This window comes from Halopseudomonas salegens, assembly GCF_900105655.1.
Classification (GTDB): Bacteria; Pseudomonadota; Gammaproteobacteria; order Pseudomonadales; family Pseudomonadaceae; genus Halopseudomonas; species Halopseudomonas salegens.
Map to the genome: position 1 here is coordinate 2,429,795 of NZ_LT629787.1, position 15,453 is coordinate 2,445,247.

At 56.8% G+C, this 15,453-nt stretch carries 13 protein-coding genes; 3 read left to right on the top strand and 10 right to left on the bottom strand.

The genetic code is table 11. The features are described 5' to 3' along the window. Positions 1-20: 20 nt before the first annotated feature. Complete coding sequence (locus tag BLU07_RS11125; protein WP_092386919.1) at positions 21-1,451, top strand: aspartate kinase; 1,431 nt, start codon at positions 21-23, stop codon at positions 1,449-1,451. Positions 1,452-1,526: 75 nt separating this feature from the next. Here the strand turns inward: BLU07_RS11125 and BLU07_RS11130 are convergent, their stop codons facing one another. The 4 genes from BLU07_RS11130 to BLU07_RS11145 form a co-directional block, all read right to left on the bottom strand. Further along, on the bottom strand, positions 1,527-2,417 hold the full coding sequence (locus BLU07_RS11130; protein WP_092386921.1) for an alpha/beta fold hydrolase: 891 nt from the start codon (positions 2,415-2,417) through the stop codon (positions 1,527-1,529). 112 nt (positions 2,418-2,529) lie between these two features. After that, positions 2,530-3,183: a DUF1826 domain-containing protein gene (locus BLU07_RS11135; RefSeq protein WP_092386923.1), complete on the bottom strand. Its 654-nt coding sequence runs from the start codon at positions 3,181-3,183 to the stop codon at positions 2,530-2,532. Beyond that, positions 3,180-4,394: a zinc metallochaperone GTPase ZigA gene (gene zigA / locus BLU07_RS11140; RefSeq protein ID WP_092386925.1), complete on the bottom strand. Its 1,215-nt coding sequence runs from the start codon at positions 4,392-4,394 to the stop codon at positions 3,180-3,182. The genes BLU07_RS11135 and zigA overlap by 4 nt, the downstream gene beginning before the upstream one ends. 93 nt (positions 4,395-4,487) lie before the next feature. Beyond that, entirely contained in the window at positions 4,488-5,336 is an 849-nt protein-coding gene (locus BLU07_RS11145; protein WP_092386927.1) for an SDR family NAD(P)-dependent oxidoreductase, read from the bottom strand. A gap of 192 nt (positions 5,337-5,528) precedes the next feature. Between BLU07_RS11145 and BLU07_RS11150 the strand changes: the two genes are divergently transcribed. Further along, the gene (locus BLU07_RS11150; protein ID WP_157719187.1) at positions 5,529-6,797 is read left to right on the top strand and encodes a transporter substrate-binding domain-containing protein; all 1,269 of its coding nucleotides are present in this window, start codon (positions 5,529-5,531) and stop codon (positions 6,795-6,797) included. Here the strand turns inward: BLU07_RS11150 and BLU07_RS11155 are convergent. The 6 genes from BLU07_RS11155 to BLU07_RS11180 form a co-directional block, all read right to left on the bottom strand. Next, positions 6,787-7,383 carry an exopolysaccharide biosynthesis protein gene (locus BLU07_RS11155; RefSeq protein WP_092386931.1) on the bottom strand — a complete coding sequence of 199 codons (597 nt, stop codon included), beginning with the start codon at positions 7,381-7,383 and terminating at the stop codon, positions 6,787-6,789. The genes BLU07_RS11150 and BLU07_RS11155 overlap by 11 nt on opposite strands. Positions 7,384-7,504: 121 nt before the next feature. Continuing rightward, positions 7,505-8,668, bottom strand: a complete 1,164-nt coding sequence (gene cfa / locus BLU07_RS11160; RefSeq protein WP_092386933.1) for a cyclopropane fatty acyl phospholipid synthase — start codon at positions 8,666-8,668, stop codon at positions 7,505-7,507. A 105-nt stretch (positions 8,669-8,773) separates the two neighbouring features. Beyond that, a complete protein-coding gene (locus tag BLU07_RS11165) occupies positions 8,774-11,023 on the bottom strand; it encodes a lipopolysaccharide kinase InaA family protein (protein WP_092386935.1) in 2,250 nt (749 codons plus the stop codon). A 140-nt stretch (positions 11,024-11,163) separates the two neighbouring features. Further along, on the bottom strand, positions 11,164-11,511 hold the full coding sequence (locus BLU07_RS11170) for a TraR/DksA family transcriptional regulator (protein WP_092386936.1): 348 nt from the start codon (positions 11,509-11,511) through the stop codon (positions 11,164-11,166). Positions 11,512-11,522: 11 nt separating this feature from the next. After that, positions 11,523-12,362, bottom strand: coding sequence for a universal stress protein (locus BLU07_RS11175; RefSeq protein ID WP_231701738.1), 840 nt, complete (start codon positions 12,360-12,362; stop codon positions 11,523-11,525). A gap of 43 nt (positions 12,363-12,405) precedes the next feature. Then, the gene (locus BLU07_RS11180) at positions 12,406-13,899 is read right to left on the bottom strand and encodes a SulP family inorganic anion transporter (protein ID WP_092386938.1); all 1,494 of its coding nucleotides are present in this window, start codon (positions 13,897-13,899) and stop codon (positions 12,406-12,408) included. A 259-nt stretch (positions 13,900-14,158) separates the two neighbouring features. Between BLU07_RS11180 and BLU07_RS11185 the strand changes: the two genes are divergently transcribed. After that, positions 14,159-15,439, top strand: coding sequence for a lytic murein transglycosylase (locus BLU07_RS11185; protein WP_092386940.1), 1,281 nt, complete (start codon positions 14,159-14,161; stop codon positions 15,437-15,439). Positions 15,440-15,453: the final 14 nt, after the last annotated feature.

The window sequence follows — 15,453 nt, forward strand, 5'->3', positions numbered from 1 at the left end:
GAATGACGGTAACCAGGACTATGCATACAGTAGAGAAAATCGGCGGCACCTCAATGAGCCGCTTTGACGAAGTACTGAACAACATTTTCATTGGCCAACGTCAGGGTAGCGAACTGTATCAGCGTGTCTTCGTTGTCTCCGCTTACTCTGGCATGACCAATGCCCTGCTCGAGCACAAAAAAACCGGTGAGCCCGGCGTTTACGAGCGTTTCGCCGACGCCACCAACGAAGATGCCTGGGGTGATGCGCTGGATACGGTGCTGGAAACCGTACTGGTGAAAAATGCCGAGCTGTTCCCCGGCAAATATGAGCGTCAAGCTGCTGATCGATTCATTGAGGGTCGCATCAGCGATGTGCGTGACTGCATGACCAGCCTGCAGCAGCTGTGTTCCTACGGCCATTTTCAGCTGGAAGAGCACCTGATGAAGGTGCGCGAAATGCTTGCTTCGCTCGGCGAAGCCCACAGCGCATTCAATACGGTTCTGGCACTCAAGACGGCTGGCATCAATGCCCGCCTGGTTGATCTGACCGGCTGGAATCAAAGCCAGGCCAAGTCCTTTCAGGACATGATCAAGGACAGCTTTGATGGTATTGACCTGAGCAAGGAGCTGGTGGTTGCCACCGGTTATGCGCACTGCAGCGAAGGCCTGATGAACACCTTTGATCGTGGCTACAGCGAAATTACCTTTGCGCAGATTGCTGCCACAACTGGCGCGCGTGAAGCCGTCATCCACAAGGAATATCACCTTTCCAGCGCCGATCCGAACAAGGTTGGCGTCGACAAGGTAGTGACCATCGGCCGGACCAATTATGACGTGGCTGACCAGCTGTCCAACTTGGGGATGGAAGCCATTCATCCGAAAGCAGCGCGTACCTTGCGCCGGGCCGGCATTCAGCTGCGCATCAAGAATGCCTTTGAGCCGGATCATACGGGTACGCTGATCAGCCAGGATTATGTCAGCGAAAAGCCCTGTGTCGAAATTATTGCCGGCCGCAAGGATGTTTACGCGCTTGAGGTTTTCGACCAGGAAATGCTGGGTGATGTGGGTTATGACATCGAGATTACCCGCCTGCTCAAGCAGCTCAAGCTGTATCTGGTGAACAAGGATTCGGATGCCAACAGCATCACCTATTACGTTGCCGGCTCGCGCAAGATGATCAACCGGGCAGCGCGTCTGATCGAGGAAAAGTATCCGATGTCCGAGGTCAATGTGCATAACATTGCCCTGGTATCTGCCATCGGCTCCGACCTCAAGGTCAAGGGTATTCTGGCCAAGACGGTCGCGGCACTGGCTGAAGCAGGCATCAGCATCCAGGCGGTACACCAGTCGATGCGCCAGGTTGAAATGCAGTGCATCGTCAAGGAAGAGGATTATGACGCGGCGGTAGTAGCCTTGCACAAGGCACTGATCGAGCCGGAAAATCATGGCGACGTGATTGTCGCCGCCTGATGGCACAGCTTGAAATAAAAACCGGTGCACTGCACCGGTTTTTTATGGACTGTAATCCGTTTCAGGCATCAACCTTTACGCCACTTCCGTCGATTGATCCAACAAAAAAGCACTGACTCGCTGCGCCGCAGCTGATGAATCTTCCTGCATAAAGCAATGCCCGCCGGTAATGGATTCTGCGCTGACCTGAGCATTGAGCTTTGCCCAGCGGGTTACGGCCTGGCGTACAAAGGGGTAGCTCTGGTCACCATAGATCACCCGGGTCGGCGTGCGCACCCGGCGTAGCGATGCCCAGAGGCGTTGCGGCATGGAATCGAAAACTTCCGCTTCACGGCTGGGGCGGCATTTGAGCTCAACACCCAATTCGGCATGATCGCGCAAAGCGTGCTCGATGTGCGCGCGGAAGGCCGCCTCTTCCCAACCACGGAACATACCCCGGTTGTGCAGGGCACCGTAGGCGGTATCCCGGTCAGGCCAGTGGTGACGACGTGCGCGCGCCTTGTCTGCAATCGGATTGCGACGTACACCGATCAGGCTGAGGCTCTGGCGCAAGGCAATCAATGATTGCGGGAAAAGCACCGGATCAAGCAGCACGGCGGCCTGAAACGCTTGCGGATGCTGAGCCATGATCAGACTGGTCAATACACCACCAAAACTGTGCCCGCAGGCCAGATGCGGCACCGTGCCAAACTGGCCGTTGCCGGCCTGAAAGGCTTCATAGGCCAGTTCGGCGTTGCGGTTCCAGCCGACAAAATGGCCGCCATGCTCGCTCTCACCATGGCCCTGCAGATCACACAGCCAGAGATCAAAATCATCCGACAAGGCTGCCAGAAGCGGCTCATAGGTGCGGGTACAGAAGCCATTGCCATGCAGAAAGTGCAGTAGCGGCTTGCCGCTGGGGGCGGTGTGCCAGCCACGCAGGGCAAAACCAGCGGAAGTGTCATGGGACCAGGGGAACAACTGCATCGTGAGAGCCTTGGCAAGTAAAACCACAGTTTACACAGCCAAGCCGCATGGCCCCAAGCCGGAAAATGCAACGCTGCAATGCCAGCCTGCAACAATTCAGGCCACCTTGCCGTCAACCAATGGCATCCAGTGACAGCATCAAGCGTGACTCATCCATTACCGGGCGCGGCGACCGATGCACAATCCCCTGTCCCACATCACCCGGCCAACTTTCCCCCTTCAGCAAGGCGATCGAGCCGCAGTCGACACTGCCGGTTGCCGGCAAAGAAGTCCAGGCATCTGCTGCCGGGGACCCCAAGTCATCCCGTGGCAGGTTGTCGTTCTGCAACCACTCAGTGCCAGGACCATAATAGGTGGTGACCAGCCGAATGCCGACCTTGTCCACGTGCCAACGCGGACACATAGCCCGGTCCAGCACGCGCAGGCGCAAACCAACACACTCAGCGTCCAGCAGGCAGGCATACATAGCCACCAACATCTGCACATCGGCAACAAAGTCAGCGTGACCGGGCACATGCTCAAGCCCGGCAAATAGCCGACTCAGGTCAGGTGCTTCATTCTCCGATGCCAGGGTAATACTGGTGGCTACGCTCAAGGGGGCCTGGCTGGCCAGTGCCCGAGCGACAAAGCCCTGCAGATTGTCTGTCAATGAACGCTGCCAAACGGCAAGATTGACCCCGTCATTCAGCGCCGCGAGCAGCACCTCCGCTTCAGCACCCTGGGCAACATGTGGCCAGGACGCAGCCGATCTGGCCAAGGCACTCATGCGGCTTCCTCAGTCCATGGACCAAAGGGATCAGGCAGCTGCGCCCAGGCATCCGGGCCACGAGCAAACTCTTCATCACTCAACAGACAGGCCTGCAGCTCAGCCTTGAGCCGGTCGAAGTCAACATGCTGACCAATGAACACCAATTCCTGCCGACAATCACCAAAATCACCCTGCCACTTCTGTTTTATTGCCTGCCGGCTGGCCTCGTCATCCGGCCAATGCTGCTCGGGCACATAACGCCACCAGCGCCCGGCATAGCCATAGCGCATCTGGGTACCTGCCTGCGACCAGCTGCCGGCCTCCTCCGGGCGACTGGCCAGCCAGAAAAAACCCTTGCTGCGCAACAAGCGACCATTGCGCAGCCCCGTGTGCAAGAAGTGATGAAAGCGCTCGGGATGAAAGGGGCGCCAGGCACGGAAACTGGTAGACGCAATGCCGTACTCCTCGGTTTCCGGCACATGCTCTCCGCGCATCTCCTTCAGCCAACCAGGTGCCAGTGCGGCGCGGTCAAAGCTGAAACGTCCGGTGTCGAGCACCTTCTCAAGCGGCACCTGCCCCATCACCGCGGGAATAATCTCGGCTTCGGCGTTAAGGCTGCGCAGAATCGCTTGCAACTCCTCCCGATCGGCAGTCGAAATCAGGTCCATCTTGCTGACCAGGATCACATCGGCAAACTCTACCTGCTCGATCAGCAGGTCGGTAACCGAACGGGCATCGTCCTCACCCAGGGTTTCACCCCGACTGGCCAGACTATCGGCGGCCTGGTAATCATTCAGAAAGTTGAGCCCGTCGACTACCGTCACCATGGTATCCAGTCGCGCCATATCGGACAGGCTGCGGCCTTGCTCATCGCGGAAAGTGAAGGTTTCCGCCACCGGCAGGGGTTCGGAAATTCCCGTGGACTCAATCAGCAGATAATCAAAACGTCCCTCGCTGGCCAGTCGGGCAACCTCTTCCAGCAGGTCTTCGCGCAGGGTGCAACAGATACACCCGTTGCTCATTTCCACCAGCTTTTCTTCCGCACGATTGAGGCTGACATCACGCTGCACCTCTGCGCCATCGATATTGATCTCACTCATATCGTTGACGATGACGGCCACCCGGCGGTTGTCACGGTTCTTCAGGATCTGGTTGAGCAAGGTACTTTTGCCGGCGCCAAGAAAGCCGGACAGCACAGTGACGGGTAACAGATTGGGTTCAGTAGTCATCAGGCACCTCCGATATATTTGTTATAACATATCAAATGTATCGGTAAATGCCTAGTTAGCGGGCAGCGATTGTGCGCTGCCCGCAGAGGGATATCAGGGATTCAGCGAGTCAAAGGCAGCCCCTTCCGCCTCGGCTGCAGCCGCACGCATCTTGATCAGATCCTTGATTTTGCGATGCGGGAAAACGTAGAACTGGTCATTCTCTACCGCTTTCAGCGTCATTTCAGCAATGTCTGTTGCCTGGATTCTGCCCTTGGCTACCGCTTGCTTGATCATCTCGGTGCGCTTTTTCATCATTTCGCTCGGCTCAACCGTATCCGCCTTGTCTTCCGGGCGATTACGCGCAGACTCATGAATCGCGGTAGGGAAAAACGCCGGGCAGAGACAGGTGACACCAACCTTGGAACCAGCATCACGCAGATCGAGTGCCAGGGTTTCCGACAACGCCACCACAGAGTGCTTGGTAACGTTATAGATCGCCATGCTCGGACCGTTCAACCAACCGGCAGCGGAAGCGGTATTGATGATATGCCCTTCACCCTGCTCGATCAGCATCGGAGTGAAAACCTTCACCCCCCAGACCACGCCATACAGGTTGACGCCCATAACCCATTCCCAGTCGGCCACCGTGTTTTCCCACGCTGGACCACCGACGCTGACACCCGCATTGTTGAAAATCAGATGCGCCGCACCAAAGCGCGACTTGCACAGTTCAGCCAGGGCCTCGACCTGCTCAAGGCTGGACACATCCAGCTTCATGGTGGCGGATTCGGTAGCCGGGTGTGTTTCAGCGACCAGGCGCAGGGTTTCCTGCATTCCCTTTTCATCGACATCACCGAGCACCAGGTGCATGCCACGGGCTGCACAGCTCAGTGCCAGCTCACGTCCCAGACCACTGCCGCCGCCGGTGATTACTGCCACCTTGCCTTGAAAATCCTGCATCTGTGTTCTCCTGTCAGTAGGGTTGCCGTAGGCATTAGCCGGTCATTAAACCCGCTGCCGCTGCGTACTGCCAGCCCCATCGGCCATGGTGATTGTGGAGGTTAAACCCGAGTGATGCGCAACCCGGGAAATCGGCTATGCTCAATCAATAATGACCTATCAGTCACACCCTGTTCAACGCTGGTGACCGTCATGCGTTCATGGTTGTTTGTTCTCAGTCTGTTGGCTTGTCTGCCGTTGGCAGCTGCTGAACCCGTTCGGCTGACGACTGACATCATGCCGCCCTATCAAGTCCGCGAAGGCGACCAGCTTGCCGGCAGCTCTGTCGACGCCCTTGACTGTATTTTCCGGGCCCTTGAACGCAACTACGAGATTCGCGTTTTCCCCTGGGAACGCGCCATGCATGAAGTCGCAGCGCAACGCGCGGATGCGTTCTTTTCCGCGACGCGAATGGCCCGCGCCAATCACTTCGCCACGCTCAGCGCTCCCCTGGCGCTGGAAAAATGGTACTGGTACAGCAATGTTCCGGTTGCCCCGCGCCACCTTTTGAGTGGTAGCCAGCCCCTGCGCATCGGCGGATTGCGCGGCAGCAACCAGGTAGCCTGGCTGCATGAACACGGGGTAAAAATTACCGTACAGGTCAATACCACTCGACAGTTGCTCCAACTGCTCGCTGCGGGCCGAATCGATGCCTTTGTGGCTGACCAGAGCACATTGAACATCGAGCTGACTCACCTGCCGACGGACATGCGTCCGGCTCATGAACATTTTCTGCAATACAGCACGCTCGGTGTCTATTTTGGGCATCATTTCCTGCAGCAGGAAACCGATTTCCTGCCACTGTTCAATGCCGAGATTCATGGTTGCATCGGAGAGATCAACAGCCTGAGCCCGGAAGAACGCCAACACATCGCCCGCCAGTTTGCACAGCATTTCGCTCACTGGGTAGAGTTGCCCGACATCATTGCCGCCGTTCAGGCACAAAACAGCCAGCACGAAGGCATCAGCCAAACCGACATCAACCGGCTTGATCAGCAGTGGATGAACGAAACAGCCTTGCGCGAACAACCATTGATCCAGTCCGTGCTCGAGCGGCCACTATCCCGTTGGTTGCAAACCCGCCAGGGTCTCAGTGCGCGGCTGATCAGCGAAATAATAATCACCGATCGCCATGGCCTGAACGTCGCGGTCAGTGAGATCACCACCGATTATTGGCAAGGCGATGAAGCCAAGTTTCAGCGGGCGTTCTTCAGCAAGGATTCCCGGCCGTTTCTCGGCGTACTGGAATACGATCAGTCCAGCCAACGCTACCATGTGCACTTCAGCAGTCAGATTCTCGACCCGCAGTCCGGCGAAGTCATTGGTGTCATGGTTATTGGTCTGGATATCGGCAAGGCCCTGCGGCAGCTCAACCAGAACCGATCCTGGACTGGCACGGTCGACCATGCAATCAGCCGCTGAAAAGACTGTATCCCAGCAGAATTACAATTGCCGTCGTCAGCACCGATGCAACAATCGCCAGCAGGCCATCTTCCGCTATCAATGAAAGCCCGTAAGCCAGCAAGGCAGCACCGGCAATATTGGCGCTGAAGGGGATGATTTCCGTGACTGGCGTGATGGCCGCAATAAACAGCGCGATACCGGCAATGACCAGAGCCGGCATACCTTTAACCAGAAAAGTCAGCCTCGGCTTGAGCCCCTTGTCGATAAAACGTGCAGGTTTGCGCGCCCAGGCAACCGATTTCTGCAGTTTTTCCCTGGAGACAGAACGGCGCAACAAGAAACCAGGCAACCAGAAGTAATTCCTTCCAGCCAGCAACTGGGTAGCGATCACCGCCACTATCACCGCAACCATAGTGGGAACGCCGGGAATATCGCCAACGATCGGCAAGGCGATGATTACTCCGGCCAGCACCAGTAACGGCCCGAATGAGCGGTACCCGATTTCTTCCATCATTGCGCCAAGTGAAACATCGCCATGTTCAACCGATGCCGATTCGATCCGATCCAGCACCTGCTGCAGATTTTTGATGCCTTTGTCTGTCATGTCACTCCAGATAGCCTGTACGTATTGGTTGCCGGCACCCAACTGCCAACGGGGAAATGGCTCCCTGAACACTATCAGCAAACAGACTACCAACAATCTGGAGAGTGGGAGATGTGTATTTTTATTCCGGGCGCTGATAGCCTCCGACCAGGCCATTCTTTGACAGCACCAGTTGCCACAACTGAATGTCACGCGCACGGAATGCACCCGCGCATGACAACAGATAATAGCGCCACATGCGGAAAAAACGCTCGCCCAGAGCGTCGGAAAATGCTGGCCAGGCCCGTTCGAAATTCACATACCAGGCCATCAGGGTCCGATCGTAATCAGCGCCAAAATTATGCACATCCTCGATCACGAACAAACCATCCACCGCATCGGCCAGCTGGCCCATACAGGGCAGATCACCATTGGGAAAGATGTACTTGTCAATCCATGGGTCCGGTACCGTGCCGCGTACATTCTTGCCAATGGTATGCAGCAGTAACAGGCCTTCTTCAGCAAGACAGCTCTGGGCGACCTCCATGAATATCCGGTGATTCTTGCGCCCTACGTGCTCGAACATGCCGATACTGGCGATCCGGTCGAACTTTTCATCCAGCTCGCGATAATCCATCAGGCGAAAGTCCAGCGGCAGATGCGGGTAGCGTGCCTTGACGAAATCAACCTGCTCGCGGGAAACCGTCACACCCACACATTCCACACCATAATGTTCAGCGGCATAGCTCATGAAGCTGCCCCAACCACAGCCAATATCCAGTACCCGCATACCCGGCTGCAACTGAAGTTTGCGGCAAACCAGGTCCAGTTTGGCTTCCTGCGCCTGCTGCAAGGTGTCGGCATTGCGCCAGTAGCCACAGGTATAGGTCATGCGCGGGTCCAGCATTTGCTGGTAGAACTCATTGCCCAGATCGTAGTGCTGCTCGCCTACCTGCCAGGCACGGGCTGTGGTTTGCAAATTGAGCAGGCGGGCACGCAGACTGTGAATCACCAGACGCAGCGGCTGTATTTCCTTATCCAGTCGCGCACTGAGCAGACGGAAAAAAAACTCATCCAGCCGTTCACAGTCCCAGTCACCGGCCATATAGGTCTCGCCGAGACCCAGATTACCGCGCGAGAGTATTTGCTCCGGAACCCCGGGACGCTGAATGCTGATATCCCAGGGCCTTTCACCGTCGACCTGAATATCGGCTTTCGCCAGCAGATCCGCAACCACATGATAACTGCTGGTATGCGGCACCTGGTCCCGGCTGGGCTGACGCTGAAGTGTAGAACTGCCGACCATGCTGAGACTCCTGTCAACAAAACTGACTTCGACCACCTGTCAGCTTTGTTCAGAAATCGCTATTGGTCAAATACTGACCAGAAAATCATGCCTGCAGGCACTCAGTCAGTTGCCTTTACCAGGGGCGACTGCGACCCGTCGGATTGACTTCCCCTTGAGCAGACGTTTGACATTCATTTTCCAGTCGAAGTAGTGAAAAGGCAGCCGGTAAAAGAAGCCAAAGTTGCGGCCAAGGACGCTCAGATAGCCTTCCATGAATGCAATACGGCCCTCCCAGTCGAGCTTGTAGCACGTACGCTTCAGGTCGGACAAGCGCGCTGCCATAGGCGTCCAATGGGGATAGAAACGCGCCCTGGCGGTATCGATCAGGCTGAAATGAATATTGGCCGGATCGTCCATATGGACCAGAATATTGCCGCCGGTCAGATCACGGAAATAAACGCCAAGCGTATGCAGGCGCATCAGGAAGTGCTGCAACTGGCGGAAAAAATCATCCCGTGAAATGCCGTGGCAATGGGTCTCGCCTCGGGCATAGGCACTGAAAAACTGCTTGACCGAAGGTACCTCTCCGGCATATTCACAGATGTACCAGTTATTCAGCGGATCCTTGCGATCAGAGCGCTCGAAATAGGCAACCGGTTTCGGCGAGCCCAGCCCGGTGCGCAATATCTGGTAGGCTCCGTTCCAGCTTCTGGCCGCCTTGCTGGGCTTCAGCCGGTCAGTCACCCGCTTGTTCAAGCTCAAGCGATTGGGTTTCTTTACTACCAGCCAGTCACTGGCATTTTCCCGTGGATCGGCGACCCTCCAGATCACATTGCGCGCCTTGCGCAACATGGCTGTTTTGCTGGGCTGTTCAATATGTGCAGGATGCAGGGCAGAGAGTATTTTGTCCGCTTCGGCCCGGTCACGGGCGAACACCAGGCCTCGCCATTGACCATCATCAAAGTGGTAATGCTGCCCACCGGGACGGTTGCCATAGACGCACAGGTCAGGCAGCACATCCTGTTGTTCGTCTGGATATACGTCGGTACCCGGCGGCCAGCTCAGGTACAGCGGTGACTCGGTAACCAGGTCCGGTATTTCCGCCACCGGCTGACCGTATAAATCATGGCAGCGGGCGGTAGCAAGCTCCTGCTCGCTATACAAGCGTGCAAGCACGGCCGCTTTTGCGTTCGTGGTCCAAACGACCTGCACCAGTTCCCCATCAGGTCGACGAAAAGCATGAACCTGCAGGTTCTCGCTACTCCCCTGTTGCCCGAGGTACGCACTACCCGGAATACGCTGATTGAAAGCAGCCAAGGCAAAAAACGCCGGACGCCGGCGAAAATCTGCCGGGCACCCATTATTGCAGTCGTAACGGGTGACCAGTTCATGAGCGGCAGGCTTGCCGGTGCCATCATCAACCAGCCCTTCGCGCTGACTGATCAACGGCCCCCAATAAGCACGCTCCAGACCACTGGATACGGCGGTCAGGATCATATAACGGGTAACATAGTCAGCCTGTTTTACCTCCGCATCGACCAGCCGCCTGGCGATGCGTGGCAAGGTCCAGAATGCGGTGGTTGAATAGGTTTTCGCCACGCCATACTCGCCGGACAGCTTGCCCAGCAAGCGGGCTTTCTTGATCAGGTTCAGCTTTGGCCAGGTGGCCAGACGCCGGCCAAGGACGCGGTGATCAAACAGCTCGGGTTCAATACTCCGTTCAGAAAACAGATTGTCGGTATGTATATCCGGCAACACGCCGGCCTGTTGCATCACGGCAAGAAAACCAGCGTTGAAGGGTGGCTCAAAATCGGACACATTGGGCCCTGCAATGGTTACGCCATGGGCGCGCAGCTTGCTGTGGGCAATTCGCCAGGCACACATGAACTGGTCCAGTGATGCATAACCAGACCAGCGCCGGCGGTTGACCGTATTGCCTACCTCTACCGACTCCAGATGCCGTCCAAAACGCAGCAACACCGCTTCCACAAAATCACCCCAGCGCTGTTGGGGCTCGGGTTGATCCATCCGGGCGGCGTCTTCCATGCTCGGCATCAACCGCAGCATGACCTTGAACCCCTTGTCCAGCAGCCGCTGCAAGAAGCGCGCGCAGTGATTCTCCAACGCGCTATAGGTGAAATCCAGACGAACCTGACGCACCGCCAGTTGCTGCAGATAGTCGATCACCTGATCGTCACAGGCGGCATCCGGCATGCTGGCAACACAAATACCACTGAAGTCAGCCGGTATCTGATGGTGAGCCAGGGGCTGATGCCCCTGAGCAAGCCGAAAACGTCCTTTCAGCAAGTATCCGATCATTGATTGATTGAACAAGCGCTTTTCAGACGCTGGAGAAATTGCACTGTCAGACATGGGTTCTTCTTGAATTATTGGGCAATCAGGCCAGACCTTTCTATCAGTAAGCGCACTGTAAAGAAAAGATCATCTGCCTAAAACTAACGCGACCCATCGTTGATAAAAAGCCTGTAACCTCACCAGCCAGAAAAGGCGCTCTACCCACCCAGCTCTGCGGCACAATCCACACACAGGGTGATAGCCGGGTCAATGCGCAAACGGCCAGGCGTAATGGCTTCGCCACACTCGACGCAGTCACCAAAGTCGTCACTGTCCAGTTGCTGCAGTGCGCGCTGCAAGCGCTGCACCTGAACGTTGACCCGGGCCTGGGTCGCATCCTGCATCGCTTGTTGCTGCAGCGCATCCATGCGCGACAAGCGACCCACCTTGGCCTGATCCAGCTCGACCGCTTCACTGCGTGTCGACTGCCCTTCGGCCTGCTGCATGGCGGCCTGCAAACGACTGTGCAGCAGCTGACGCAACTCGGCCTTCAGGGCAGCATCCATGGGCGACGGTCTCAGCGCAACAACAATAACGGACGCTGGGTATGCGCCAGAATGTTGGTCGTCGTACTGCCAACAAAGAACTGGCGAATCCGTGAATGCCCATAGGCACCCATCACGATCATATCAATATCCTGCTCTTCCTCGTACTCAAGCAACGCTTTCTCGACGTCACCGGCACGAATACTGGCATGTACGGTAAAACCGGCCTGCTCCAGTTGCCCTTTGGCAGCATTGATCGCTTCCCAGGCATCATTGGTATCGGCACCGACCATCAGCAAATGGATCGGCAAGCCCTTGAACAGTGGGCTACCCGCAATCATTTCAATGCCTTTGCGCGTGCTGGGGCCGTTGTCAAAGGCCAGCATCACGGAACGTGGCTCGCGGAACTCGCCCGCCGTCACCAGAATCGGACGATGCATGGTACGAATCACACTTTCCAGGTGCGACCCCACATGGTCCCCCTGGTTGTCACCCTGCTTACCCTGGCGCCCAATCACCAGCAACCGCATTTCGTGCTCCAGCTCACGCAGGGTTTCCACCAGGTCACCGTGGCGCTGCCGGGTTTGCGGTGCACCGACGCCGTCGGCGTGAGCACGCTCCACTGCAGCCTCGAGCATCAACTGGCCTTGTTCACGCATGATGCGTGCACGTTTGGCATCCAGATCCACCAGCTCCTCCAGCAGGTGCTCGCGACTACCCAGGCCAATATTGCCGGACAAGTCGAGTGACTTGCTGCTGCCTGCTTCGTCCAGCACATGCAGAAAAACCAGGGGGGCATCCAGGCGCAAGCTGGCCCAAGCGGCGTAATCACAGACCGCCGGGGTCGAACGGGAGCCGTCAATGCAGCCCATTACCAGATTGGTGGTCACTGAAGTGTTCTCCTTGTTATGCATGTTAGTGCCCCATCAACTTGTCGACGGCATCCGGCTTGTCATGCACGCCAAAGCGGTCGACGATGGTCGCACTGGCCTCATTGAGGCCCACAATGTCCACATCTGCACCTTCACGGCGAAACTTGATCACAACCTTGTCCAGTGCAGCAACGGCGGTAATGTCCCAGAAATGCGCCCGACTCAAGTCAATGATCACCTTATCAAGCGCTTCCTTGAAGTCAAAGGCATCAACGAATTTATCCGAGGAGCTGAAAAACACCTGACCCACCACCTTGTAATGACGCACACGACCATCGCTCTCCAGCTCGCTGCCGATATGCATGTAATGCCCGATCTTGTTGGCAAAGAACATCGCTGCCAGCAGCACGCCAACAAACACCCCGAAAGCCAGGTTATGCGTGCCCACGGTCACCGCTACAGTTGCCAGCATGACGATATTGGTCGATAGCGGATGCTGCTTCATATTGCGGATGGAATCCCAACTGAAGGTACCGATCGACACCATGATCATCACCGCTACCAGCGCAGCCATGGGGATCATGCCCACCCAGTCACTCATGAACACAACCATCAGCAGCAGCACTACACCGGCGGTAAGACAGGACAGTCGTGTGCGGCCACCGGACTTCACATTAATGACCGACTGCCCAATCATCGCACAACCGGCCATACCACCGAGCAGGCCTGAGCCAACGTTGGCAATGCCCTGCCCCTTGCACTCACGGTTCTTGTCGCTTTCCGTGTCTGTCAGATCATCAACGATGGTCGCGGTCATCATCGACTCCAGCAAACCAACTACTGCCAAAGCAGCCGAGTAAGGCAAGATAATCACCAGGGTTTCCAGGTTAAGTGGTACGTCAGGCCACAAGAAAATCGGCAGTGTATCCGGCAGCTCACCCATGCTGGATACCGTACGAATATCCAGGCCCAGATAGATCGCCAACCCGGTAAGAACAAGGATACAGACCAGCGGCGAGGGAATGATGCGCCCAATACGGGGCACATAGGGGAACAGGTAGATAATCCCCAAACCCGCTGCAGTCATCGCATACACATGCCAGGTCACGCCGGTGAGCTCGGGTAACTGCGCCATAAAAATCAGGATCGCCAGCGCATTGACAAAACCAGTGACCACCGAGCGTGAAACAAAGCGCATCAGCGATCCTAACTTCAGGTAACCCGCGCCAATCTGCAGCAGGCCGCAGAGAATGGTTGCCGCCAGCAGATACTCCAGACCGTGGTCACGCACCAGGGTCACCATCAGCAGCGCCATGGCCCCGGTGGCTGCCGAGATCATGCCTGGCCGGCCACCGGTAAAGGCAATAATCACCGCTATACAGAAAGAGGCATAGAGCCCGACCTTGGGATCAACCCCGGCAATGATCGAGAAAGCAATCGCCTCGGGAATCAGGGCCAGCGCGACCACGATACCAGCGAGCAGATCGCCACGGATGTTGGAAAACCAGTTCTGATGAACGGATTGGGCAAAGGTCATAACGAGATTCCGATTGGGTAAAAAGGCATGGGCAACAGAAAACCGACCGGCAACCGGACACAGGTGTCCGCCGGTTGGCTGGCAACACAGAGGGGGGAGCTTTACGGTGGCGTAAGGCGAAAGGTGCGAGGCACTGATCTGTCCATGCGGCTGAATCGAGGGCGCGCACTATAGCACAGCCGCGTGGCTGAGCGCCATTATTGGTCCGCAGACCGCTTTGCGCATAGAATGCAGAACGTTCTGTCCCTGGAGTTATTTCATGCGCCTATTGCCTGCCCATGCGCCATTCACCATGCCCAGCCGCTTGCCAACCACCTTGTTGCTAGGCTGCGCTTTGGCCCTGACGGCCTGTGCCAGTAGCGCGCTTACCGCTGAACTGAATCACTCACCAGAGGCCAGCAGCGCGGTCGAGCAAACGGTGGATTTCGAACAGTGGCTGGCAGGCTTTCGTCAACGGGCACTGACACAGGGCGTTGACCAGGACATTATCCAGCAAGCCACCCGTGAATTATCACCAGACCCCGCCGTGATACGCGCCGACCAGCATCAACCCGAGTTCAGTCGTCCGGTGTGGGAGTATCTGGAAGGAGCCTTGTCGACCATCCGGATAAATAACGGCCAGCTGCTGCTGCAAGAACACGCCGATCTGCTGACCGCAATCGAACAGCGTTATGGTGTTGACCGTCACATACTGGTCGCAATCTGGGGGCTGGAAAGTAATTTTGGTGGCAACATGGGCAACCGGAAAGTCGTGCGCTCACTGGCCACCCTGGCGCACCAGGGGCGTCGACCCGAGTTTGCCGAGACACAGCTATTGGCCGCTCTGACCATTCTGCAACGCGGCGACATCAGCGTCGACGCCATGGTCGGCTCCTGGGCCGGGGCCATGGGACAAACTCAATTCATTCCGACTACCTACAACAGCCATGCCGTCGATTTTGACGGCAATGGCAAGCGCGACATCTGGAGTTCAAAAGCCGACGCCCTGGCCTCGGCGGCCAACTACCTGCAAGCGTCCAACTGGCAGAGCGGGCAACCCTGGGGCTTCGAAACGCGACTGCCAGAGGATTTTGACTATGCCAAAGCCGACCTGAATCAACGCCGCAGTCTGGCTGAATGGCGCGAAGCAGGCCTGTATTTGCCTGAGCGGTACAACAGCCTGGAAGCCGACAGTACAGCGGCAATCCTGCTGCCCGCCGGGCATCGCGGACCGGCTTTTCTGGTGTTTGACAACTTCCACAGTATTTTGCGTTACAACAGCTCAACCAGCTATGCACTGGCGATTGGCTTGCTGAGCGAACGCCTTCAGGGGCGTGGCGAGATACAGGCCAGCTGGCCGACACAGGATCAACCACTGTCGCGCGAACAGCGGCATGAATTGCAGCAAATACTGACGGACTATGGCTTCGAGCCAGGTGAGGTCGATGGCATCCTCGGCGCCAATACCCGTGCAGCGATCCGCCGCTTTCAGCAAGAGCACCAACTGCCTGCTGACGGCTACGCCAATCTCAAGCTACTGCAATTGTTACGCAAGCTTTGAGCATGCGACGGGCA